Origin of the sequence: Tellurirhabdus rosea (assembly GCF_026278345.1) — a bacterium.
Lineage (GTDB): Bacteria > Bacteroidota > Bacteroidia > Cytophagales > Spirosomataceae > Tellurirhabdus > Tellurirhabdus rosea.
In genome coordinates, this window is record NZ_CP111085.1 from 2,565,734 (window position 1) to 2,588,018 (window position 22,285).

Consider the following 22,285-nt stretch of genomic DNA (forward strand, 5'->3'; position numbering starts at 1 on the left):
CCGCGAAAATCTGCGAGAAACCAGCTTACCATGAACGTAGCCAATCTGAAACTCATCGCCTTCGACGCCGACGACACGCTCTGGGTCAACGAGCCCAATTACATCAACGTCGAAAAGCGCATTCATGCCATCCTGGCCGCCCATACGGATGCCGAAACGATTTCCCGGCACTTCTACCATGCCCAGATCAGAAACCTCAGGATTTTTGGGTACGGTGCCAAAGGTTACATGCTGTCGATGATCGAAACGGCCATCGAGCTAACCGGCGGCGAAGTGACGGGCCACGAAATTCAGCAGATTATTGATACCGGCAAGGAACTCATCCACTACCCGATTGAACTGCTGCCGGGCGTTCGGGAGACGCTCGAAACCCTGCACGGCCATTACGAACTGATGGTGCTGACCAAAGGCGATTTGTTCGATCAGGAAAGCAAAATTGCCCGCTCCGGGCTGGGCCCTTTTTTTTCGCACGTGGAAATCGTGAGCGAAAAAAACGAGCCGACCTACCAGCGGCTTTTAAGCCGTTATGCCATCCGCCCCGAGGAGTTTCTGATGATCGGAAATTCGCTAAAATCGGACGTTCTGCCGGTTATTCACATTGGCGGCCAGGCCGTTCATATTCCGTACGAGATCACCTGGGGCCACGAGCAGGTGAGCGACGAGCAGCTGCTGGGAAAGAATTTTCTGAACCTGTCGGCCATGACGGAGTTGTTATCCTATTTCGGACACATTTCGACAACCGCGATTCAAAAACCGGATTCACACCATGCAGACCTTCGCAACGCTGGCTGATTTGACGGAACACAAAGGCCGGGAACTGGGCACCAGCGACTGGCTCACCATCACCCAGGAAATGATCAATCAATTTGCCGAGGCAACCGGCGACCGCCAGTGGATTCATACCGACCCCGAACGGGCCGCCCGCGAGTCGCCCTTCAAGGCGCCCATTGCGCACGGCTTTCTGACCCTTTCGCTGGCTCCTAAGCTATTGAATGAAATTTTCCGGGTCGATTCGGTGAGGATGGCCGTCAATTACGGGACGAATAAAGTTCGCTTTACCAACCCCGTTCCCGCGGGCAGCCGGCTGCGGATGAAAGCCTGGCTGCACCATGTCGAACCGCAGCACCCCGGAACGGCGGACAGCGACGAAGGCTCCAACGGTGTCCGGGCCATTACCGAGTGCGTCTTCGAGGTAGACGGGCAGGATAAGCCCGCCTGCGTAGCGGAGCTGGTGAGCCTCCTGTTTGAGTAGCCCGGCCAGAATCGGAATCAAGCCATTCAAAAAGGCACCTGAAGGCGCTAATCGGGGCAAAAACATCATAATTAATCCTTTAATCTGTGTAATCCAGGTTCAGACGTACCTTTGCACTATGGAAATTACATCCTTTGAGGATTTCAAGCTGAACCGGCAGTTGCTGAATGCGGTCGGGGAAACGGGTTACGAACACCCGACGCCCATTCAGCAGAAAGCCATTCCGCTGGTGATGGCCGGGCACGATCTGCTCGGCATTGCCCAGACCGGCACGGGCAAAACGGCGGCCTACCTACTGCCGCTGCTGATGAAAATCAAATACGCGCAGGGTCAGCATCCCCGCGCGCTCATTCTGGCCCCCACACGCGAACTCGTGATGCAGATCGCCGCCGCCGTGGCCGAACTGGGCAAATACACGGATATTCGGCACGTCGCCCTGTACGGCGGCCTGGGGCCCAAAACCCAGATTGAAGCCATTCAGCAGGGCGTAGACCTCGTTGTGTCGACGCCGGGCCGCTTTCTGGACCTTTACCTGAAGGGCGAGCTGGTGACCAAACAGCTCACGACGATGGTGCTCGACGAGGCCGACAAGATGATGGACATGGGCTTTATGCCGCAGATTCGCCGGATTCTGGAGGTGATCCCCCTGAAACGGCAAAATCTGCTGTTTTCGGCCACCTTCCCGGCCAAAGTGGAGGAGCTTTCCCACGAGTTTCTGGAGTTTCCGACCCGGGTGGAAGTCACGCCCCAGGCTTCGACGGCCGATATGGTCAGTCAGAAAATCTACGAGGTTCCGAACCTGAAAACCAAGATCAACCTGCTGGCGGGCCTGCTGTCCGATGCCGGGACGTTCAACCGGGTAATCGTTTTTGTGCGGTCCAAAGAAACGGCCGAAAACGTCTTTAAATTTCTGGAACGAAAGGTAGTAGAGGAGGGGCAGATTCGGGTGCTGCACGCCAACAAAGGGCAAAATGTCCGGATCAACTCCATGGAAGCGTTTCGGGAAGGCAACGTGCGCGTTCTGGTCGCCACGGATGTCGTCGCCCGGGGAATCGACGTCGAGCTGGTCAGCCACGTGATCAACTTCGATGTGCCGCTCATCTACGAAGATTACGTCCACCGCATCGGCCGGACGGGACGGGCCAACCGCACCGGCGAAGCGATTACCTTCGTAACGATGGCCGAAGAGTACCATATCAAAAAGATTGAGGGCATCATCAAGCAGACCATCCCGCGGGAACCGCTGCCCGCCGACCTGGAGGTGACCGAAACGCCGTTTGACGAAAGCCAGGCCATGCTTCGGGAAGTCGACAGCCAGCGCAAGAAAGAAGACCCGACGTTCAAAGGGGCTTTCCACGAGAAGAAAAACGTTCCGCCGGCGAAGAAGCCGGGTGCCAAAGGCAAGCCGCGGACGGGCGGGGCTCCGTCCGGACGTTCGGGCGCGCGCTCGGGCAGCCGGAGTACCGGGCGAAAATCATCCGGGACCAGAGGCCGAAAGTAACGTTTTGTAACGGAAGATGTACTAATTTGGCGGCCCTGTGCGTTCTTAATCAGTCTGTCTGCACAGCGGACAAAGAACCGGTCTATGAACAAGCGAGACGCTGTAAAGTGGTTGAGTATTTTATTGGTCTGGCTGCCGCTGCTCGCCTCAGCACAGCCAGTAAATATGCTGACTTCAGCCCGGCCCGTTGATACGGGTGGTGTCCGGCCCGTGCGGGAATCCATTCCTGAAATGGCCGCGCCAGCGAAGACGTTTGAAGAACTACGGATGCTCCCGCTCTTCGGCGAAGGACCCAAATCTCCCGACCATATCGAATGGGAAATCCGCTTTCTGAGCGATTGTGACCAGAATTTTAGCAGCCGCGAGGAAGCCAGCCAGTTCTTTGCCGCCCGGGGCTGGGACTATCTGGCGGAGGGCAAGCTCGATACGGCCACCTATCGATTCAACCTGGCCTACATCCTCAACCCCCGGAATGCGGATTCATTCTGGGGCCTGGGAGTGGTCACCTACCAGCGCGGCCAGTTGCCGGAAGCTATTCATTTGCTGAAAAAAGGCATTGACGTGGTTGATACCAACGCCGTCCTGATTACCGACCTGGCTACGGTTCAGCTAAAGCTGTTCGAAGAAAAGCAGGAAAAGGACCTGCTGAACGAGGCTATCTCCTGGCTCGATCGCTCGGCCAGCCTCGACCCCAGTTACGCCAATACGTTCAGTTACCTGTCCTGGGCACACTACCTTCAGTCTGATTATTCCAAGGCCTGGGCGAGCCTTCACCGTGCGCGTGCGCTGGACCTCTCCTCCATCGATGTCACCTATCTGCGCCAGCTGATCGAGAAAATGCCTGATCCTCAGGACTTTTTCAAATAGTCTCATCGTTTAATAAATCGGCACAAAAAAATTATAAATTTTCTTTGAAGTGTCGAAAACAAGCGCGTTGTTTACAGCCCGATAGTGCTTCACGAAGTTGTGGAATCTCAAATTAGCTTGTAAAATAAAAATGCGTGCATCCTCCAGTCAGTTGTCTGAATTATCCCTGGAGCGCTGTTGATTCAACGGCGGTTTTTGTTTATTAAACGGTAGATGTACATACGTGCCTGTGCACTACTTTTGCTTCAAGAGTTTTATCACCGTAACGATTTATATGGCTCTAGTTTTCAGCCGACCGCCTGCAATGGAATATGCAATTGCAGATTAGCTGGAGATTATCATCCCCCCAGGAACCTTGACTTATTCCGAGTCAGTTTCCGCTGATCTGGTTCTTTGATCGGCGCTGTTACAACGTAAGTTTAAAGTGTAGAATACCCGCAGTATTGAACTGTTAGTGGAGCTTGTGACAAGTGATCGCAGTTTGGTTGAGGAGTATGAATGGTTCAGGAAGAAAACGTAAATTATTCTTGCCTGAAACGCTTTGGTGCCTGTCGGCATCCTCAAGGTTATGAAATTTTTGCTTATACATTTTTCTCTGTCCAATTAAACTATTTACTTATGAAAAGACTATTCCTTACAGGAGCAGTCCTGTTGGCGATTACTGCCACCACTTATGCCCAAACCAACACGGCAACCATCTCCCAGTCCGGAACGGGCCACGCGGTAGACGTGTTGCAGACCGGAAGCGACCAGCTGGTTACGATCGACCAGTCAGGGTCGGACAACAGCGCTACCACGGAGCAGATCAGCGTTTTTGGCCAGGAAATTGCGATCACCCAGTCTGGTTCGGACAACGACGCGTTTGCTTATCAGAACGAACAGGCTGGTCCGAGCAACCTGATTACCATCACCCAGAGCGGCTCCGAGAACTTTGCGTTTGCGGATCAATCTGACTTCTTCACGATTGGGTCAACGGCTACCATTACCCAAACCGGTACGAGCGACGAGGCCTATATCGACCAGGCCGGAGCCGTTGGTGTAGTGGACGGAGCCATCGGCAGCGAAGCCACCATCACGCAGAATGGCGTAGGCAATGGCAACTACGCGGAGATCAATCAGTACCTGAGCAGCGGCGATGAAGCCGTGATCGACCAGGTCGGTGAAGACAACTTTGCGTACATCAATCAGACGGGTGCAGACAACTACGCGGAGATCCTCCAGAACAGCGTTTTCGGTCCGCAGGTAGCCACCATCAATCAGGATGGCATCGACAACTACGCGCAGATTAAGCAGCAAGACAACGCCGGTCCGGATAACTACGCTACCATCAATCAGATGGGCGACGGCAACCAGGCGTACATCGACCAGTCGGACTTCTTCACCATCAACGCAACTGCTACCATCACTCAGGATGGCAACGACAACTTCGGCCTGATCTGGCAGTACGGCGCCATCGACAGTGAAGCGACGATCACGCAGACCGGCAACAACAACACGGCGGGCGTAGGTCAATACGATGGTTTTGACAACTTCGTCAGCATCACCCAGACGGGTAACAACAACTTCACGGGTGTAGAACAGACGGGCTCCGGCAACAGCGCGACCATCGTACAGGAAGGTGATTTCCACAATGCGGTTAGCGGCCTGCCCCTTCTCGTTCCGAACATTCAGCAGTACGGCAATGACAATACGCTGATGTTGACCCAGACGGGCACGGCGGGTCTGGTGGTTGTTGACCAGATCGGCAATAACAACTCGGCTACGATCATGCAGAACAACAATCCCTAATTCATAAGGGATAAGGGTTAAGGAGCCGATTCGGCTCCTTAACCCTTACTTTTGCTTTTTCTTTTTTATTTTATACTTCTCTGTTCAACCTTAATTTTCTACCTCAATGAAGAAGGTACTTTTAACGGGTGCTCTTTTCCTGGCAATGGCTACGGCCTACGCTCAAACCAACACTGCGGTCATCTCACAAACCGGCGAAGGCAACACGGTTGCCGTAGGCCAGGACGGCAACGACCAGTTTGTTGACATTCTGCAGGACGGCGACGACAACACGGCTATTACCGAGCAGACCAGCACGTTCTCCCAGGAGATCATTATTACGCAGTACGGCACCAGCAACGAAGCGACTGCCCTGCAGAACGAACAGGCCGGCCCCGGCAACCTGATCGACATCCTTCAGGACGGAACCGGTAACTCGGCCATCGTCGACCAGTCGGACTTCTTCACTATCGCCGCCACGACCATTGTTACGCAGACCGGAACGGGCAACTCGGCTGATGTAAACCAGCGCGGTACGATTGGAAGCACCACAGACGGCGCCGTCCTGAGCGTGGTGGAAATCGAGCAAAATGGTACGGATGCAGGTTTCACCTCGGCTGGCAACGCTGCCTTTGTCACTCAGACGAACAGCTTCAATGACCTGACCCAGATCTTCCAGAACGGCGATGGCAACGTGGCCGAAGTAGAGCAGACGGGCGAAATCAACTGGGCTTACATCTCTCAGAACAGCGTTTTCGGTCCGCAGTACGCTGGTGTCTTCCAGGATGGTGTTGACAACTGGGCGTTCATCTTCCAGGAAGCCGACGCAGGTCCGAACAACTTCGCCGCTATTGGTCAGCAAGGCGAAACCAACACCGCCGTTATCGACCAGTCAGACTTCCTGACGATTGGGGCAACGGCTCTGGTTTCTCAGCTTGGCGATGTTAACTTTGCCGAAGTTTATCAGTTCGGCGCTATCGGCTCCGTAGCTCTGGTTGAACAAACCGGCGATTTCAACTACGCAGGCGTTCTTCAGCAGGATGACCTCGCCAGCTACGCTGAGATCAGCCAGACGGGCGACCTGAACGCTACGGCTCTGCTCCAGACAGGCGGTCTGAACGAAGGCTATATCACGCAGGACGGCGATGAAAACGTCACCACCGGCGTTACCAACAGCTTCGTTCTGCAGGATGGTTTCTTCAACTTCCTGAATGTAACGCAAACCGGCGTTGCAGGTCTGGTTCAACTGGATCAGGTTGGCGACTTCAACACGGCGATTGTTAATCAGAATAACGTTCCCTAGTAGGAACTGGCCAGGGTCCGGGCAGCGAATGTTGCCCGGATTCTTCCATTTCTGCCATTTCGAACAGTGCCGCCCTTGGAAACAAGTGTTTAGTTCAGCCAGTAAACAGAGGCGCAAGCCCAAACCGGTATACTTCATTCTCACATCTCTGTCCAAAAACGTAATAGTAACGTGAAAAAAGTACTCCTTACCGGAATTACACTGTTTTCAATGGCGGCTTCTTTTGCCCAAACCAATACGGCTACCCTGCATCAGGCCGGAGACGACAACCGGAGCAATGTCAACCAGTACAATGCTGGTAACGTGGCAACGCAGATGCAGGTCGGCGGCAATAACTACACCAATATCCTGCAGGCCGGATTTTACAACGCTACCTATCTTTCTCAGGTCGGCTTTGATAATAGTATTGATATTGTTCAGGACGCTTTCGGCGGAAGCATCGCGGACGTCGCTCAGAACGGAGACCGCAACCGCGCCTTTGTCTGGCAATCCGGTTCTGTTGGTTACAGCCGGACTGAAATCGACCAGTACGGCAGCGACAATAATGCAAACGTCAGCCAGTCGGGTGTTATCAACGGAAACAACAGCACCATTACCCAATATGGGGCGAATACCGCCATTCTTCAGCAGAGCGGCCTTTTCGGAGTCAACGATGCTACCATCCTGCAAAGCGGTGGGGGCAACCTGGCCGTTTTGACCCAGCTGGCGGTTTTTGGAACCAACGAAGCGTTCATCAGTCAGAATGGCGGCGGCAATGTCATCAACCTGCTGCAGACTTCTATTCTGGACAACACCTCCGTGGTTATCACCCAGAACGGGGATGCAAACAATGCCTCCGTCACCCAGAACGAAACCCTGGACAACTCCCTTGAGGTTCAGCAGAATGGGTTTGCCAACATGGCCGCCATCACCCAGACCAATGCCGACAATGCGCTTACCTTGGTTCAGAATGGCAACGGCAACGACATAACGGTCGGTCAGAATGGCGGGGTCAACATGACGATCGAAATGAACGGAATGGGCGTTCCCATCATCGTTACGCAAACCGGTACTCCTTAATCGCTCCAGCACATAGCCGGATGCCGCGTCACACGCCCCATCCGCTAAGCTACTTAAATGCCCTTCCCGCCTTGCTGGAGTGACTGATTGCTCTATATCCGTCTATACTTCTCTGTTCAAAACCTCTTTTTATGAAAAAACTAATATTCACCGGGGCGGCTCTCCTTATGATGGTGACCGCTTACGCTCAAACGAACACGACCGTGGTCAACCAGACCGGTAGTGACCATACTGTCAACGTAAGTCAGGAAGGCGACGAAAACCTGATCGAAATAATCCAAAGCAGTACTAACAACACCGCTAATGTCACCCAGACCGCCGCGACTGCGTTCGGAACGGTGCTGATTGACCAGTCCGGCAGTGACAATACCGCCACCGTGACGCAGGATATTTCCCTGCTCAACCTGGCCTCCATCACCCAGTCGGGAGACGGCAACAACCTTGAAATCGTCCAGTCTACCTTCAGCGCCGCAAATCAGCTGTACATCGATCAGGCGGGTAATGACAACGATATCGACCTGTCGCAGTCCGGCTTCAGCATCCTGAACGTGGCGGATATCTCTCAATCGGGAGACCGCAACTACGCCAGCATCACGCAGGATGGCTTCAGCGCCTTCAACACGGCGGTTGTTGATCAGTCCGGGGATGATAACGACGCCTACGTCACGCAGGACTTCCTGAGCGGCGCCAACCTCGCGACCATCTCGCAATCCGGCGACGGCAATACCGGCACCATCACCCAACTGTTCCTCTCCGGCCTGAACGAAGCCGAAATCGACCAGAGCGGCGACGACGGTACGGCGACGATCGAGCAGCTTCTGGGCCTGGGCAACTTTGCGCTCATCGACCAGGCGGGCACCGGCAACGACGCGTACATCGGTCAGGCCGGATTTGGTAACCTGGCTTACATTGAGCAGGGAGCCTTGTCTGGCGACAATACCGCCATCATTATCCAGGAAGGTACCGACAACGAAGCAGTTATTTCTCAAACCCTGTTCAGCGCCGGTAACACCGCAGCCATCGTTCAGGGCGGTACCGACAACGCGGCTTTGATTGTGCAGAGCGGCCTGACCATTGGAAATACTGCCAGCATAATCCAGGAAGGAGATAACAACTCCGCCTCTATTTCGCAGTCTCTGCTGAGCGCCTTCAACCTGGCAGGAATTGAGCAGACCGGCAACAGCAATACGGCTACCATCAGCCAGGATCTGCTGAGCGGCATCAACGGAGCTATTGTTGTGCAGGATGGTGATGAGAACCTGGCTTCTATCACCCAAACGCTGCTTTCCGGCGGCAGCGAAGCGGTAATTACCCAGACTGGCGACGCCCATGAGGCCTCTGTGCTGCAAACGGTTGGCTTACTGAATCTGGCAACCGTTGATCAAACGGGCGTTGGCGGTTTTGTCGACGTTGCCCAGGTGGGTTCACTCAACACTGCTACCGTCATGCAGAATAATTTACCCTGATCGGTACAACTCAATCCCTATACCCGGCGCCCGAATCGGAAGGCGCCGGGTTTTATTTTTCTACTGCATGTTCCTACGTTAAATAAATGGTCAACTAAAAATTAGGGAGAACGTAGGTCAACTTGTTAATATATCCCTTATTTTAACAGCAAATTGGCTTACAATAATGCAATTATCCGGATCAGTCTGGTTGACTGATGAAGTCTTTTCTCTTTACGTCCTTTTCTACACCGTTAAATGATGGCCTGTATGAGCCGTTTACGCATAATCCTTGGGCTTTTTTTCATCTGCCTTTTCGGATCAATTCAGGCGCAGGACCTCACTACACTAAGTGATGAGGAGATGAACGGCACGCTCAAGGAAGGGACTCTGGTGGAAGACGGAAACTCCAGCCTCATTCTGGATAATACCCGAACCAAGATCGGGCGGGATTTTTACGAAACCTTCTACCGGCAATGGTCAGCCACCTCGGTTCCGGTAGCCACTGAGCTTCCGGGTGATTCGATAGAAACCGGCGCCCGAAGACCGGACGTGTTCAACCAGGAAGAATTTCTAATTACCATCGAGGAAGTTCCGACGCCCAACGTGGGAACCACCATTGTCACCATCACTATAAATGACCAGCTGCTCTGGCAGCAGTTTTTGCAGGCGCGCCTGGATATTATCGAAGCCCTGGCGACCAACGCCGTCGAGGTAGTCACGCAATATGTAGCGAACTATCAGGAAATTCAGGCCCAGATGAATAGTGCGGACCAGTCAGGAACCGGAATATTTTAGCTCTTCATGTTTAGATTACGGATTACACACTGTTAGGATTATGAGAAAACGATTACTCTTTTGTGCGCTTGTACTGCTCGCGGGCTTTTCTTCCCGTGCCCAACAACTGGTTTACCGGCCCCTGAACCCGGCTTTTGGCGGCAATACCTTTAACTATCAGTGGATGCTCAGCGGGGCAACAGCTCAGGACACCTATAAAGACCCGGCCAGTCAGACCACCGGTCAGGGCGGTTCTTTGGGTCGCCAGTCAACGACTCCTCTGGAAGATTTCTCGACAAACCTGCAGCGTCAGATTCTGAACCGGATCAGCCGGGACCTCCTCGACAGCCAGTTTGGTGAAAATGGCCTACAGGAAGGCACCTTTCAGTATGGAGACCTTCAGGTTACCGTTTCCAATGCGGCAGAAGGGGTTCTCATTCGAATTGTGGACGGCAGCGGCGGCGAAACAACCATCACCGTACCTTATTTCTGACAGGCGATCAGTCTCCGGATTGACTACTTAACTTGCTTCGATTACCTAAAATGATTCAATATTTTCAAAGAGCCGCAGCAGTGCTGGGGGTGGTCGCTGCCGCCGTTCTGCTGGAGGGTTGCGCTGCCTATTTTAACCAGCCCACCCGGCCCCAGCCCGCCCGCCTTGGTGAAGAAACGGCCGTTACCAGCGAATTGCGCAAACTCCCGCTTCCCCGGGAGAAAGTGGTCGCCGCCGTTTACAAGTTCCGTGACCAGACAGGCCAGTATCGTCCTTCGGAAACGGGCGCCAACTGGTCTACCGCCGTCACGCAGGGGGCCACTAATATCCTGCTGAAAGCCTTGGAGGAAAGCGGCTGGTTTGTTCCCATCGAACGCGAAAACGTCAGTAACCTGCTGAACGAACGGAAGATCGTCCGGTCCAGCATGGCTCAGTATAAAAACGAAGCCGAACTGCTTCCCCCGCTGCTGTTTGCCGGTATTATTCTCGAAGGCGGCATTGTCTCCTACGACGCCAATATCATTACGGGCGGAGCGGGCCTGCGCTACTTCGGCACGGGCGCGTCTGCCCAGTATCGGCAGGACCGCGTAACGGTCTACCTCCGGGCGGTAGCCACCAAATCCGGAAAAATTCTAAAAACGGTTTATACCTCCAAAACACTCTTCTCGCAGACGGTAGGTGCCAACGTCTTCCGATTTGTGCGCTTCAAACGCCTGCTGGAAGCGGAAACCGGATACTCTACCACTGAACCGTCGCAAATGGCGGTAACGGAAGCCATCGAGAAAGCCGTCCATTCCCTGATCCTCGAAGGCATCCGCGACAACCTGTGGACAGTGGATGAAAAGCAGGCGAAAGCCGCTCAGGAAGCGCTGGCGGAATTCGATACGGAGAAATCCGTCATGAGCGAAACCGATATCTACGGTGGCCGCGACGTGGTCGATCCCTCCCGCATTACGCTCCAACCCTACGTGTCGGCTCTGCGCTACCAGGGCGACTATCTCACCCAGGGTAACCAGACGGGGTATGGCCTGACCGGCGAACTTTACGTCACGCCCTCATTTGGTCTGCAGGTCAATGCCGGACTAGGCTCGATGGGAAGTGAGGGGCGCTTTCGGCAGTCCATCTCCACGCTGGAAGCAAACCTGATTTACCGGCCGCAGGCTTTCCGGCGCGTTACGCCGCTGTTCTACGCCGGGGCGGGGGTCGTGAGTATGCGCGGCGAACGGCCCATCAGTTTCCTCGGGGAACGATTCTGGAAAGTCAGCGGCGGAGTTGGTGCCGAATACTCGCTCAATAACGTCATCGGGCTCCGCGCCACGGCCGAATTCCATCAGCCGCTGACGGACAAGCTGGACGGACGCGTAATCGGCCGGTATTACGATTATTACTGGCGCGGCTCGCTGGGCGCTTCGCTCTACATAAGTCGGTCCGGACGCCGGGCTTCCAGTCTGAAAAAGGCGAAGTAATCTACCAACGAGTCAGTCTTTCTTTTACCATTACTTATTCGAATTAATGAAACCCTTCTTTACTTATTTTCTTCTGTTGGCGGCGGTGCTGACGGGATTGTGGGGATGTAACGAGGATTTTTCCGTTGAACCGGTAATCTACAGTGCCGTTCGGGGAAAAGTTCAGTTTGATCAGACCCGCCTGCCGGCCAAAGGTGTTAGCGTGCGTTTAAGCCCTACCGGACGCACCGTGGAAACAGACAGTACCGGTACTTTCCGTTTCGATACCATTGCGGCCGGACGGTATACGGTTCAGGCCAGCCTGCCGGGTTACAGCACCGAGTTTATTACGGTGGAGGTCGAAGCCGAGCGCGTCGCGGTCATCACGCTCAATCTGAAGACCGACCGCAGCCAGAACCGGCCACCCAACGCGCCGACGCTTGTGGCTCCTGCGCTGGGTTCAGATACATCAGGCACCAAGGTCAAGCTAAAGTGGAAAGCCACGGACCCTAACCGGGATACCCTGACGTATACCATAAACCTAATTCGTGAAGGGGATACTCAGCCTACATCCTATACTACGGCTGCCGATTCGCTGGAAGTAACGGGTCTGCGGTACGCAACCACTTACTACTGGCAGGTGCTGGCAAACGACGGCACCAACGACCCCACCAGCAGCCCGCTCTGGTCGTTCCGCACCCGGGCTTTCCCGGACCTGCAGTACGTTTTTGCCCGCCGGGTGAACGGTCAATTCCAGATTTTTGCCTCGAATGCCGGCACCGATAACATCCAGCTTACCGATGTGGGCGGAAACTGGCGACCCATCGTCAGTCCGAACGGTGAACGGATTGCCTTTATTTCCAACCGGGAAGGCGACCCGCATATTTACGTCATGAACCGGGACGGCAGCAATGCCCGCCGCATCACCGGCACGCCGATTACCAGCGTCGCCCCAACCACGGAGCTTTCGTTCTGCTGGTCGCCGGACGGCACGCAAATCCTCTACCCGAGCAATAACCGGCTTTATATCGTTAGCGCAACCGGAACGTTTGGCGAGGGCTTCCGGACGGTCGTGACCGCTCCGGACGGACGCTTCTTCGCCGGTTGCGACTGGACCGAGCAGGGCAACCGGATTGTCGCCCGGGTGATAACCGCCGATTTCTACGACAACGAAATCTGGTTGTACACGCCGGAAGGTGCCGGGTATAACCAGCGGCCGCTTTTCGGCAGAAGACCGGGCGGACGGATTAGCAACCCCGTGTTCTCGCTGAATGGACGGACCGTTATGTTTTCGTACGATACAGAAAACCTCCAAACCAGCCAGCCTCTTGGTCTCCAGGAAAACGCCAGCATTTTTCTTTTTGACATCAATTCCAGTTCGTTGCTTAACGTCTCAAATCCGCAGCAGGGCGGTGGTGGCGGCGGTCAAGGCGGTGGCAAACCAAAAGGTTTCAATGATCTGGAGCCTCGCTTCTCCCCGAACGGTGCCCGCATCATCTTCACTTACATCAGCGCTACTGGAACGGGTGCACGGACGATTTGGGCTATGGATGTCACCGGTCAGAACCGGACGCAGTTGATTGCAGACGGCGAAAATCCGGATTGGCGGTAACAGAGCCATTCATACAAAAAGGCCGACGCCCAGCTTGGGTGTCGGCCTTTTTCTTTGCAACCAATCAGGACAATTCCTTCAGTCGGGCAATCAGGCTCTCGTTGTAGCGCCGGGCAACCGGCACCTGGGCCTGCCCGTCGAGCAGATGCAGTTTGTAGCCCTGGGCGTTGCCCGTCACTTTTTCGACCAGTTCCAGATTCACCAGGTAAGAACGGTGGCAGCGCACAATATCCGGCTCGTTGATTTGCCCCTCCAGACGGCTCAGGCTGCTCCGGAGTAAGGTTTTTGCCAGTTTATCTTCCTTCAGATAAACCACCGTCGAATAGTTGTCGCTCGATTCAATGTACAGCAGACAGGCGGGAGGCAGGCTAAGGGTGTCCTTTCCGTTCTCCGCGGTCAGCGTCAGCGGCCGGGTCTGCTGCTCGGCGACCGGGTGCACCGCGTGAACAGGCACCGTGGCCGCTTCGCCCGCATACCGTTTGAGCCGAATGATGTAGTTGGCAATCACGCTGGCACCGGTGGGAAAGACACCGATCAGGTAGGTGACCAGTATGGTTCCCAGCCAGCCGAAGGGATGGGTATATTTGCCGATCAGCCAGTTCAGATAAAGCTGGTTGGCGAGCGCAATGAGCATGATGTTGGTTGTCACCCAGAAGATTTCCCGGCCGACCGTCCAGCGCTCCTCCCGAAACTGCGCGGGCCATATCCAGGCCGGGACAAAATAGCTTCCGGCCGTCATAACCGCCGTAATGACACCAAAACCCAGAATCTTGGCTGCTTTATAATCGGTTCGCCAGAGCTGTAGCCCGAAAGGCTGAAAAATGAGGAGAAACAGGCCGACAAACAAACCGATTAATGCCGTCCTGCGCAGTCGGACCCAGGGGTTTTCTTCAAGCGGATACGGCTGGTTCAGTAATTGGAACATGGCTCAGAAAAGACGCCAGCTTGCAATCTGATCAACAAAAAGTGAGATAACCGGCGGGTAGACCACCACCATGAAAGCGACACCGAACAAAGCTCCGTACAGGTGGGCGTCGTGGTTGATGTACCCCATGTTGGTCCGCGAACCGTAAAACGAATATGCCATGTAGATGGCCGCGAAGATAAAGCCGGGAATACAAATCGCCAGAAAAACGCAGATGGGGTTCAGCGGCTGAAACAGAATGGCCGAGAATAGCAGAGCCGACACGCCGCCCGAAGCCCCCAGCGAATTGTAGGAAGAGTGGTTGCGGTGCCGGAACAGCGAAGGCAGATTGGCCACCACAATCGACAGCAGGTAAAAGCCCAGCAGCCAGATTGGCCCCGACGTGCCGAAGAGCGCGTTGAAAATCATTTCAATCAGCCGACCGAAGAAATAAAGGCTGATCATATTGAAAATCAGGTGCCCCATGTCGGCATGGACAAACCCCGACGTGATGAGCCGGTACCACTGTCCACGGAAAACCCGCGGAGGATTGAGGACCATCGTGTCCAGAAAGGACTGATTACTGAAACCGTATACACTAACCAGTACGGTAATGACGATGATAGCGAGGGTGATGCTCATGGTTGATTAACTTTCCCGTCCGATCAGTTGCTCGGCAAAATCCAGTAAGAGGGCTTTGCGGGCCGGGTCTACGGCGATCTGCTCCAGATTCTGAAAGCCTTTGGCGAAATAATTATTGATGCGCTGTTCGGTCAGCTGCCGGATACCCAGCTGGTCGTAAATCCGGGTGACGGCCTGCACTTTTTCGGCCTTGTCAAACTCGGTACGGGCAATCCAGCCCGTTAGTTCGTCGCGCAGCGGACCGGCTGCCTGTTGTAATGCCTCGATCAGCAGGAACGTCTTTTTGTTGGAAATAATGTCGCCGCCCACCTGTTTGCCAAATTTGGCGGGGTCGCCGTAGACATCCAGCAGATCGTCCTTTAACTGAAAACCAAGCCCGATGTTGACGCCGCCCTCGTAAAGCAGATGGGTGGTTTCTTCGTCGGCTCCGGCGATGATTCCACCCAGTTCCAGCGCAAAGCCCAGCAACACGGAGGTTTTGAGCTTGATCATTTCGAGGTATTCGTCCTCGCAGACATCCCAGCGGGTCTCAAAATTCATGTCGAGCTGCTGGCCTTCGCAGACCTCCGCGGCCGTGCGGTTGAAACGGGCCAGCACCCGCTTGATGTGCGGCGTCTCAACGTCCAGCAGCAGTTCGTAGGCGTTCACGAGCATGACGTCGCCCGACAGGATGGCAATGTTGTGGTTCCACTTTTCATGCACGGTCGGCTGGCCGCGGCGCAGAGGAGCCTGGTCCATAATGTCGTCGTGCATCAGGGTAAAATTATGGAACACCTCTACCGCTACGGCCGGGCGCAGGGCCTTTTGCCAGTTATCCTCAAACAGATAAGCGGCCATAAGGGTCATGAGCGGACGCATGCGCTTGCCGCCGAGGTTCATGATGTAGCGAATCGGATCGTATAATTCTGCCGGGTGAAGGCCGTATTTCGTCTGCTGAATTTCCTGATGAAGCGCATCAAGAAACGTCGTCGGACTCATCGTCGTTTGGGTCATGCCTCAAAAATAACAAAAAAGCCGTACCCACCTTGCCCGGTCGTCCGCAATTCATCCCGGATACTTACCACTCGCCTATTTATTTCAACCGCTAAAGTACTATGCATAGCAAGGTACTATAAACTTACCCTATCTTTGAATCAACAAAACGGGACAAACACCCGGTAAACAACAAATCAGAACACAACTTTAACGAACAGTAAACAACAAATACACCATGAAAACGCTCATCGCTTCTCTCGCCCTTGCTTTCGCTTCGGTCACTGTTTCAGTCGCCAACGATAACACAAACACGACCAATCCGGAGAAACCGGCCATGAAAACCGCCGTTTATCCGAGCAAAGACGCCCACAAAATCAACGTCATCATCGACAAAAACGAAGGTTCCACCGCCAACGTACGCCTGCTTTCCGAAAAAGGCGAAGTTCTGGCGATACAGCGGATCAGTAAGAAAAAGACCATCGTTCATACCCGCTTCGACGTAACCGAACTGACCGACGGCACCTACACGGTCGAAATCAACAACGGTACCAGCAAAGAAGTGAAGAAACTGAGCCTGAGCACGGCCAAACAGGAGCCGGTTCGCCTGATTGCCATGAAGTAACCGGATCTGCTTACTCAAAGAGGGGGCACGACCTGCAGGTCGTACCCCCTCTTTTTTTACCTATTCGTTACCGTCGCGTTCTCCGTTTTGGCGGGGCGGGAACCGCTTCCTTCCGGCTGCGGCCGCGCGAACTGTCGCGTGACCGTTCGCTGCGCTCGTCGCGGCTGCGTTCGCCGCGACCAGCCCGGCGTGCCCCGCGGGCTTCGTTCAACGGACCCCGGTCTTCCACCAGCCAGAGATCCAGGCTGCGGCGGGCCATGTTGGCTTCTTTCACCCGGACCGAAACCGCATCCCCGAAGGCATAGATTTTCTTGTTCCGACGGCCAATCAGGCGGTAATTTTCCTTGTCGTATTCGTAGAAGTCATCGCCCAGATCGGTCATGCGGACCAGCCCCTCGGCGCTCGTTTCCGTGATCTCGACGAAAATGCCAAAGTCGGTTACGCCGGTGATAATACCTTCAAACACGCGCTCCTTGTCCATGCGGGCCATAAATTCCACCTGCTTGTACTTGATGGATGCCCGCTCGGCTTCGGTCGCCAGCCGTTCGCGGTCGGAGGAGTATTTGCACATTCCCTCGTACTGCTCGCGTTCGACGGACTTGCCGCCGTCGAGGTAATGCTGCAGCAGTCGGTGCGCCATCATGTCCGGATACCGGCGAATGGGCGACGTGAAGTGCGAATACCGCCGGAAGGCCAGTCCAAAGTGACCGAGATCGTCGGTACTGTAACGGGCCTTGGCCATCGTCCGGATGGCGAGCTGCTGCAGAACGTTCTGTTCCGGCTGCCCTTCGATGGCGTCCATCAGGCTATTGTACGACTTCGATAGCTCCTTTTCGTCCACCTTCATCCGGTAGCCCAGCTTTCCGGCGAAAGTCGCAAAGGTGGCGAGTTTGTCGGTGTCGGGCGCTTCGTGAATCCGGTAAACCATGACGTTCGGATGGTCGCCGCGGCGCAGGTTGTGCACAAACTCAGCCACGCGCTTGTTTGCCAGCAGCATAAACTCTTCGATGAGCTTGTGCGCATCCTTCCGGACTTTCTGGTAAACATGCAGCGGGGCTCCGTTCTCGTCCAGTTTGAACTTGACCTCCACGGTTTCGAAGTTAATGGCGCCTTTCCGGAACCGTTCTTCCTTAAAAATCAGGGCAATCCGGTTCAGCGTCTGCAGTTCTTCCGCAAACTCGCCATGCCCGGCGTCCAGAATTTCCTGCGCTTCTTCGTACGTAAAACGGCGGTCGGAGTGGATGACGGTCCGGCCAAACCACTCGTTCTGAACCTTGCCTTCGGGCGTCAGTTCAAAGACGGCCGAAAAGGTCAGCTTATCCTCGTGCGGCCGAAGCGAACACAGGACGTTGGACAGCTTTTCGGGCAGCATCGGCACCGTGCGGTCCACGAGGTAGACCGACGTTCCGCGGCGATACGCTTCTTCTTCAAGGGCGGTGCCGGGCAGGATGTAGTGCGTCACGTCGGCGATGTGCACGCCCACTTCGTAGTTCCCGTTCTCCAGCGTCCGGATCGACAGCGCATCGTCGAAGTCCTTGGCATCTACCGGGTCGATCGTGAAGGTCGTAATCTCCCGGAAGTCGCGCCGTTTGGCAATTTCCTTCTTGGTGATTTTGGTCGAAATCTTATTGGATTCGGCTTCAACGGCTTCCGGGAACTGCACGGGTAGCCCAAATTCCGCCAGAATGGCGTGCATCTCCGTATTGTTGTTTCCGGCCTGGCCAAGCACCGTCAGCACTTCTCCTTCCGGACGGTGGCGCCCATCCGGAAAACGGGTCAGGCGGATAATAACCTTATCGCCATCCTGCGCCCCGGCCAGCTTATCTTTCGGAATGTAGATTTCTTCGTACAGCTTCTTACTGTCGGGAATGACCTGCCCGTATGTCGACCAGACGTCGATACGGCCCACCAGTTCGGCCCGGCCGCGCTCCAGAACTTCCGTGACCTTGCCTTCAATCCGCCGGCCCCGGTTTGAGGAGTCGCTGAAGCGCACCACTTTGACGCGGTCGCCGTCGATGGCTCCGTTCAGGTCGTCGGTGCTGACATAAATGTCCGTTTCCCGGTCTCCGTCGCCCGTAATGATAAAGGCAAAACGGGGATTTACGTGATCCACGCGGCCTTCAACGCTCCGGTCCTGCGGGTTAAACTGGAACCGGCCATCGGGGTGGCGCGTCAGTTGTCCGTCGTCGGTCAGCTCGCCGAGCAGACCGTGGACAATCAGTTTCATTTTCCGGTCGTACACATCGAAGTGTTCGAGTACGTCCGTCTGCGCGTAAGCCTCTTCGCTGTTGATTTCAAAGAAAGCGGCCAGGTCATTTTTCAGTTCGTCCAGAAACGAAAGTGCCGATTCGGCCTGTCGTCCCTGCGAACCGCCCCGCCGTTTCTGGGTGTGGCTCTCGCGGGATTTATTTCGGTTATTTCTCATATATTTTTCTAAACATCCGGTCAGGCGCTGCCGCCGGACGTATGGCTAATCAACTAATGTTATGTGTTCTGGTTCGATGCCCGCCTCGCCGGTCAGCCGCAGGTAGACCTGTACCAGTGTGGCGATGTTCTGCTGGGCGTAGCGCCGTATTTTTGGCAAGTCGTTTTCCTGATAATACAGCCGGCTCACTTCCTCCCCGGTAATCTCGGCCGGCTCACCGGGCACGTCCAGCAAAGCGGCCAGCACCTCCAGCGGAACGTAGTGCCGGGCATCCCCGAAGCGCCAGCGCTCCAGCGTGTCCTGGTGCGGGTTCTCCCACGGTTTCCGTCCCGCCAGCTGCAGGGTTTGCGGCAGCGGCAGTCCGTTGATGAGCAGCCGTCGGCACAAATACGGAAAATCGAATTCCTTGCCATTGTGCGCGCACAGACTCAGTTCGTCGGCCGGATAGCGTTCCATCACCTGAACCAGTTGCTGCAACAGGGGTCGTTCCTCGTCGTTGAACAGCGTTTTTACGCGCAGGTGCGGCACTTCGTTCTCATCCCAGTACAGGGCCCCGATTCCGGCTCCGATGATGCGGCCGTATTCCGCAAAGAACGAAGCCCGGTTGTCGTACCACTCCTGAATCGACCAGTTTTCTTCTTTCCGGAAATGACTGATTTTCTGTTCCCACTGCCGTTGCAGACGCGGGTTCAGCTGGTTAAACTTCGCCGTGGCGGCTACGGTTTTCAGGTCGAGAAAAAGGGTGTTCTTAAGTTTACGGCGGGTAGCAGGTATCATGGGCAGGCAGGAGTAAAGCGTTGACATCGCCGGACAAAGCGGAGCCATCGTCGTTAAACTCTGCTTTCCACTGCGCACTGACAAAATTATTCGTGCAGGATGCCTTCCAGACCCAGTTCGGCGATGGTCACCAGATTCTGTTCGGTGATGCTGTCGGGCACGAAGATAAACTTTTTATCAAAGATTTGACCGTCAATAAAATAGCTTACCCAATACTCATTGTTCAGGTGGAACACGTCCGGCATGATGGTTTCGATGCCCTGGTGTTCGCCCGGTTTCAGTTCGGTGAAATAGTGCCGGAGCGTAGACGTCTCCTGTTTTTCGTCATCCCGGAAACCGTAGCCTTTCGATGTCACGAAGACGTTGGTAATCGGAACTGTATTCTGGTTAATGATAAATACTTTCCAGTCGTACTGGTTCAGTTCGTTCCGTTCGCGTGCAATCACTACCTGCACGCCTTCGACCGGCAAAAATGGAATATCTTTTTTCATTCAACTAGCTCGTTTGAATAATTATGAATCACGAATTGCGAATTACGTACGTGAACCCTGAAAGACGTAATTCGTAATTTTTAATCCGTAATTGATCCCACCAGGTTCATTTCGAACAAGTCGGCCAGGTGACGCCGCAGGGAAGCGGCCACTTCGTCCAGCGGCACCGGTCGGCCCAGTTCCTGTTCCAGCGAGGTAACGGCCTTATCGGCAATTCCGCACGGAACGATATGATTGAAATAACTCAAATCCGTATTGACGTTCAGCGCAAAGCCGTGCATCGTTACCCAACGGCTCGCTTTTACACCCAAGGCGCAGATTTTACGGGGATTTTGCTGCTCCGCATGGTCGAGCCAGACCCCGGTCAGTCCATCGATCCGCCCGGCATCCAGCCCGTATCCGGCCAGCGTCCGGATGATGGCCTCTTCCAGCAGCCGCATGTACTTGTGAATGTCGGTAAAGAAATTGTCCAGGTCCAGAATCGGATACCCCACCAGCTGCCCCGGCCCGTGGAAGGTAATGTCTCCGCCCCGGTTGATTTTGTAATACGTCGCGCCGATGGTTTTCAGGAACTCGTCGTTAGCCAGCAGATGGCTTTCCCTGCCGCTTTTGCCGAGCGTATAAACGGGCGGGTGTTCACAAAACAGCAGGTAGTTCGGGGTGGGCTGCCATTCACCGGCGGGGCGGCTGCGGTTGGCCGTTTTGATGGTCACAATCTCGGCCAGCAGGCTTTCCTGCTGGTCCCAGGTTGTTTTGTAGTTAACCAAACCTAAGTTTCTGAACTGTACCTGTTTATTCAGTATCTGATTCATTTCGTACACGTGCTTCCATTGAAAACGCAAATCTGCGGGGTTTTCGTTCCTTTTTGCCCATCGTTTCGTCTTACCTGTACACGGGCATTTCAGCCCCGGCATAAGCGACAAAATCAGGAACAAACCCGATGGCACAGCATAACGAAACCGGCAAAAAAGGCGAAGAGCACGCCGCCACTTACCTGGCGGGTAAAGGCTTTCAGATTCTGGAGCGAAACTTCCGCTACCAGCAGTCGGAGATAGACCTCATTGCCCGGAAGGACAAATTACTTCTGTTTGTGGAGGTGAAAACCCGCACGAACCTGAGCTTTGGCAATCCGGAGGAATTTGTCTCGTGGGGCAAGGCCCGGCTCATCAAGCGGGCCGCCGAGCACTACATTTACGCGAAGGACTGGCACCATGATGTTCGCTTCGACATCGTTGCCGTGACGATTCAAAATGAACTGATGCAGGTGAAGCATATCGAGGACGCCTTCAATTAAAAAACAGATGCCATATCTTCAAGATATGGCATCTGTTTTTTAATTGAAGGGCGGGAATCAGGCGTAAACTGCTGCGTTGAGCACAGGCAGATGGATCGTTTCCAGCCATTCCTCCTCAAGCATCGCGGCCCATTCGTGGAGATACGCGACGACATCGTCGCGGCGGTTGTGTTTCAGAAAGCGCCGTTCTATCGGGAAACGGGCCAGAATTTTTTTGTCGGAGAGCTTTTCCAGATTCTTCAGATCGTCCGTGGTCAATCCGGCGCTGAGCATTTCGCTGATGAGCAGATCAATGGGCATCTGGCTGGTCGGGCAATAGTCGGCCACCTGTTCGTTCCAGTCGCCGTAACGCTCCATGGCGTAGGCGTGAATCTGGTCTTTGCTCAGCCGGGTAATCTCCTGAGCCAGGTTGCCGCAGTTGCAGCCGCCCATGTGGCCCCACTGGTAGGGCGCGCCGTTCTGCAGCTTTCGGGCGGTACGGCGAAGGGCATCGATGAGTTCGGGGGTCGGTCGTGCCATAGTTTACGTTTTAAGGTTCACTCGCACAGTTAAGTTACTCGTTAACTGACGTATTGCCAACGGCTTGTTTTCTTTTTTTGTTTGGCGTCCGCCCGGAGGCGTTGCTTCTTTTACA

General features: G+C 54.7%; 22 protein-coding genes. 14 read left to right on the top strand and 8 right to left on the bottom strand.

What is annotated here, in order from left to right:
- The first annotated feature begins 30 nt into the window (after positions 1-30).
- From ORG26_RS10690 to ORG26_RS10745, 12 genes are all read left to right on the top strand, one after another.
- On the top strand, positions 31-792 hold the full coding sequence (locus ORG26_RS10690; protein ID WP_266369027.1) for an HAD family hydrolase: 762 nt from the start codon (positions 31-33) through the stop codon (positions 790-792).
- On the top strand, positions 767-1,252 hold the full coding sequence (locus ORG26_RS10695; RefSeq protein WP_266369029.1) for a MaoC family dehydratase: 486 nt from the start codon (positions 767-769) through the stop codon (positions 1,250-1,252). Before ORG26_RS10690 ends, ORG26_RS10695 begins: the two co-directional genes overlap by 26 nt.
- 118 nt (positions 1,253-1,370) lie before the next feature.
- Positions 1,371-2,753 carry a DEAD/DEAH box helicase gene (locus ORG26_RS10700; RefSeq protein ID WP_266369031.1) on the top strand — a complete coding sequence of 461 codons (1,383 nt, stop codon included), beginning with the start codon at positions 1,371-1,373 and terminating at the stop codon, positions 2,751-2,753.
- 165 nt (positions 2,754-2,918) lie between these two features.
- A complete protein-coding gene (locus ORG26_RS10705; protein WP_266369033.1) occupies positions 2,919-3,620 on the top strand; it encodes a tetratricopeptide repeat protein in 702 nt (233 codons plus the stop codon).
- 618 nt (positions 3,621-4,238) lie between these two features.
- Positions 4,239-5,408, top strand: a complete 1,170-nt coding sequence (locus ORG26_RS10710) for a hypothetical protein (RefSeq protein WP_266369035.1) — start codon at positions 4,239-4,241, stop codon at positions 5,406-5,408.
- 106 nt (positions 5,409-5,514) lie between these two features.
- Entirely contained in the window at positions 5,515-6,690 is a 1,176-nt protein-coding gene (locus ORG26_RS10715) for a hypothetical protein (protein WP_266369036.1), read from the top strand.
- 210 nt (positions 6,691-6,900) lie between these two features.
- Positions 6,901-7,749: a hypothetical protein gene (locus ORG26_RS10720; RefSeq protein ID WP_266369037.1), complete on the top strand. Its 849-nt coding sequence runs from the start codon at positions 6,901-6,903 to the stop codon at positions 7,747-7,749.
- A gap of 131 nt (positions 7,750-7,880) precedes the next feature.
- Positions 7,881-9,215, top strand: coding sequence for a hypothetical protein (locus ORG26_RS10725; RefSeq protein WP_266369038.1), 1,335 nt, complete (start codon positions 7,881-7,883; stop codon positions 9,213-9,215).
- A 249-nt stretch (positions 9,216-9,464) separates the two neighbouring features.
- Positions 9,465-9,992, top strand: a complete 528-nt coding sequence (locus ORG26_RS10730) for a CsgE family curli-type amyloid fiber assembly protein (protein WP_266369039.1) — start codon at positions 9,465-9,467, stop codon at positions 9,990-9,992.
- Positions 9,993-10,032: 40 nt separating this feature from the next.
- Entirely contained in the window at positions 10,033-10,464 is a 432-nt protein-coding gene (locus ORG26_RS10735; RefSeq protein ID WP_266369040.1) for a curli production assembly/transport component CsgF, read from the top strand.
- A gap of 50 nt (positions 10,465-10,514) precedes the next feature.
- Positions 10,515-11,930: a CsgG/HfaB family protein gene (locus ORG26_RS10740; RefSeq protein ID WP_266369041.1), complete on the top strand. Its 1,416-nt coding sequence runs from the start codon at positions 10,515-10,517 to the stop codon at positions 11,928-11,930.
- Positions 11,931-11,976: 46 nt separating this feature from the next.
- Positions 11,977-13,521 (top strand): carboxypeptidase-like regulatory domain-containing protein, encoded by a 1,545-nt coding sequence (locus ORG26_RS10745; RefSeq protein ID WP_266369042.1) that lies wholly within the window; start codon positions 11,977-11,979, stop codon positions 13,519-13,521.
- 64 nt (positions 13,522-13,585) lie between these two features.
- On the opposite strand, the gene ORG26_RS10750 is transcribed toward ORG26_RS10745, so the two are convergent.
- From ORG26_RS10750 to ORG26_RS10760, 3 genes are read right to left on the bottom strand one after another with little or no spacing between them, the layout of a single operon-like run.
- Complete coding sequence (locus tag ORG26_RS10750) at positions 13,586-14,446, bottom strand: LytR/AlgR family response regulator transcription factor (protein WP_266369044.1); 861 nt, start codon at positions 14,444-14,446, stop codon at positions 13,586-13,588.
- 3 nt (positions 14,447-14,449) lie between these two features.
- Complete coding sequence (locus ORG26_RS10755) at positions 14,450-15,067, bottom strand: rhomboid family intramembrane serine protease (RefSeq protein ID WP_266369046.1); 618 nt, start codon at positions 15,065-15,067, stop codon at positions 14,450-14,452.
- A gap of 6 nt (positions 15,068-15,073) precedes the next feature.
- On the bottom strand, positions 15,074-16,045 hold the full coding sequence (locus tag ORG26_RS10760) for a polyprenyl synthetase family protein (protein ID WP_266369371.1): 972 nt from the start codon (positions 16,043-16,045) through the stop codon (positions 15,074-15,076).
- A gap of 232 nt (positions 16,046-16,277) precedes the next feature.
- On the opposite strand from ORG26_RS10760, the gene ORG26_RS10765 reads away from it, so the two are divergent.
- A complete protein-coding gene (locus ORG26_RS10765; protein ID WP_266369048.1) occupies positions 16,278-16,664 on the top strand; it encodes a T9SS type A sorting domain-containing protein in 387 nt (128 codons plus the stop codon).
- Between the two features lie 67 nt (positions 16,665-16,731).
- Here ORG26_RS10765 and rnr read toward each other — a convergent pair whose 3' ends face one another.
- The 4 genes from rnr to lipB form a co-directional block, all read right to left on the bottom strand.
- Positions 16,732-19,089: a ribonuclease R gene (gene rnr / locus ORG26_RS10770; RefSeq protein ID WP_266369050.1), complete on the bottom strand. Its 2,358-nt coding sequence runs from the start codon at positions 19,087-19,089 to the stop codon at positions 16,732-16,734.
- Positions 19,090-19,134: 45 nt separating this feature from the next.
- Positions 19,135-19,866 (bottom strand): ribonuclease H-like domain-containing protein, encoded by a 732-nt coding sequence (locus ORG26_RS10775; protein WP_266369052.1) that lies wholly within the window; start codon positions 19,864-19,866, stop codon positions 19,135-19,137.
- Between the two features lie 86 nt (positions 19,867-19,952).
- Positions 19,953-20,357 (bottom strand): hypothetical protein, encoded by a 405-nt coding sequence (locus ORG26_RS10780; protein WP_266369054.1) that lies wholly within the window; start codon positions 20,355-20,357, stop codon positions 19,953-19,955.
- 80 nt (positions 20,358-20,437) lie between these two features.
- Positions 20,438-21,169 (bottom strand): lipoyl(octanoyl) transferase LipB, encoded by a 732-nt coding sequence (lipB, locus tag ORG26_RS10785; RefSeq protein ID WP_266369056.1) that lies wholly within the window; start codon positions 21,167-21,169, stop codon positions 20,438-20,440.
- Positions 21,170-21,297: 128 nt separating this feature from the next.
- Between lipB and ORG26_RS10790 the strand changes: the two genes are divergently transcribed.
- The gene (locus ORG26_RS10790) at positions 21,298-21,651 is read left to right on the top strand and encodes a YraN family protein (protein WP_266369058.1); all 354 of its coding nucleotides are present in this window, start codon (positions 21,298-21,300) and stop codon (positions 21,649-21,651) included.
- Positions 21,652-21,708: 57 nt separating this feature from the next.
- Here the strand turns inward: ORG26_RS10790 and ORG26_RS10795 are convergent, their stop codons facing one another.
- The gene (locus ORG26_RS10795) at positions 21,709-22,170 is read right to left on the bottom strand and encodes a DinB family protein (RefSeq protein WP_266369060.1); all 462 of its coding nucleotides are present in this window, start codon (positions 22,168-22,170) and stop codon (positions 21,709-21,711) included.
- Between the last annotated feature and the right edge of the window lie 115 nt (positions 22,171-22,285).

What these genes read in the sequence shown, in the direction of transcription:
- ORG26_RS10690 (WP_266369027.1), top strand. Translation starts at nt 31, where the DNA reads ATGAACGTAGCCAATCTGAAACTCATCGCCTTCGACGCCGACGACACG.
- ORG26_RS10695 (WP_266369029.1), top strand. Translation starts at nt 767, where the DNA reads ATGCAGACCTTCGCAACGCTGGCTGATTTGACGGAACACAAAGGCCGG.
- ORG26_RS10700 (WP_266369031.1), top strand. Translation starts at nt 1,371, where the DNA reads ATGGAAATTACATCCTTTGAGGATTTCAAGCTGAACCGGCAGTTGCTG.
- ORG26_RS10705 (WP_266369033.1), top strand. Translation starts at nt 2,919, where the DNA reads ATGCTGACTTCAGCCCGGCCCGTTGATACGGGTGGTGTCCGGCCCGTG.
- ORG26_RS10710 (WP_266369035.1), top strand. Translation starts at nt 4,239, where the DNA reads ATGAAAAGACTATTCCTTACAGGAGCAGTCCTGTTGGCGATTACTGCC.
- ORG26_RS10715 (WP_266369036.1), top strand. Translation starts at nt 5,515, where the DNA reads ATGAAGAAGGTACTTTTAACGGGTGCTCTTTTCCTGGCAATGGCTACG.
- ORG26_RS10720 (WP_266369037.1), top strand. Translation starts at nt 6,901, where the DNA reads ATGGCGGCTTCTTTTGCCCAAACCAATACGGCTACCCTGCATCAGGCC.
- ORG26_RS10725 (WP_266369038.1), top strand. Translation starts at nt 7,881, where the DNA reads ATGAAAAAACTAATATTCACCGGGGCGGCTCTCCTTATGATGGTGACC.
- ORG26_RS10730 (WP_266369039.1), top strand. Translation starts at nt 9,465, where the DNA reads ATGAGCCGTTTACGCATAATCCTTGGGCTTTTTTTCATCTGCCTTTTC.
- ORG26_RS10735 (WP_266369040.1), top strand. Translation starts at nt 10,033, where the DNA reads ATGAGAAAACGATTACTCTTTTGTGCGCTTGTACTGCTCGCGGGCTTT.
- ORG26_RS10740 (WP_266369041.1), top strand. Translation starts at nt 10,515, where the DNA reads ATGATTCAATATTTTCAAAGAGCCGCAGCAGTGCTGGGGGTGGTCGCT.
- ORG26_RS10745 (WP_266369042.1), top strand. Translation starts at nt 11,977, where the DNA reads ATGAAACCCTTCTTTACTTATTTTCTTCTGTTGGCGGCGGTGCTGACG.
- ORG26_RS10750 (WP_266369044.1), bottom strand. Translation starts at nt 14,446, where the DNA reads ATGTTCCAATTACTGAACCAGCCGTATCCGCTTGAAGAAAACCCCTGG.
- ORG26_RS10755 (WP_266369046.1), bottom strand. Translation starts at nt 15,067, where the DNA reads ATGAGCATCACCCTCGCTATCATCGTCATTACCGTACTGGTTAGTGTA.
- ORG26_RS10760 (WP_266369371.1), bottom strand. Translation starts at nt 16,045, where the DNA reads ATGAGTCCGACGACGTTTCTTGATGCGCTTCATCAGGAAATTCAGCAG.
- ORG26_RS10765 (WP_266369048.1), top strand. Translation starts at nt 16,278, where the DNA reads ATGAAAACGCTCATCGCTTCTCTCGCCCTTGCTTTCGCTTCGGTCACT.
- rnr (WP_266369050.1), bottom strand. Translation starts at nt 19,089, where the DNA reads ATGAGAAATAACCGAAATAAATCCCGCGAGAGCCACACCCAGAAACGG.
- ORG26_RS10775 (WP_266369052.1), bottom strand. Translation starts at nt 19,866, where the DNA reads ATGATACCTGCTACCCGCCGTAAACTTAAGAACACCCTTTTTCTCGAC.
- ORG26_RS10780 (WP_266369054.1), bottom strand. Translation starts at nt 20,357, where the DNA reads ATGAAAAAAGATATTCCATTTTTGCCGGTCGAAGGCGTGCAGGTAGTG.
- lipB (WP_266369056.1), bottom strand. Translation starts at nt 21,169, where the DNA reads ATGAATCAGATACTGAATAAACAGGTACAGTTCAGAAACTTAGGTTTG.
- ORG26_RS10790 (WP_266369058.1), top strand. Translation starts at nt 21,298, where the DNA reads ATGGCACAGCATAACGAAACCGGCAAAAAAGGCGAAGAGCACGCCGCC.
- ORG26_RS10795 (WP_266369060.1), bottom strand. Translation starts at nt 22,170, where the DNA reads ATGGCACGACCGACCCCCGAACTCATCGATGCCCTTCGCCGTACCGCC.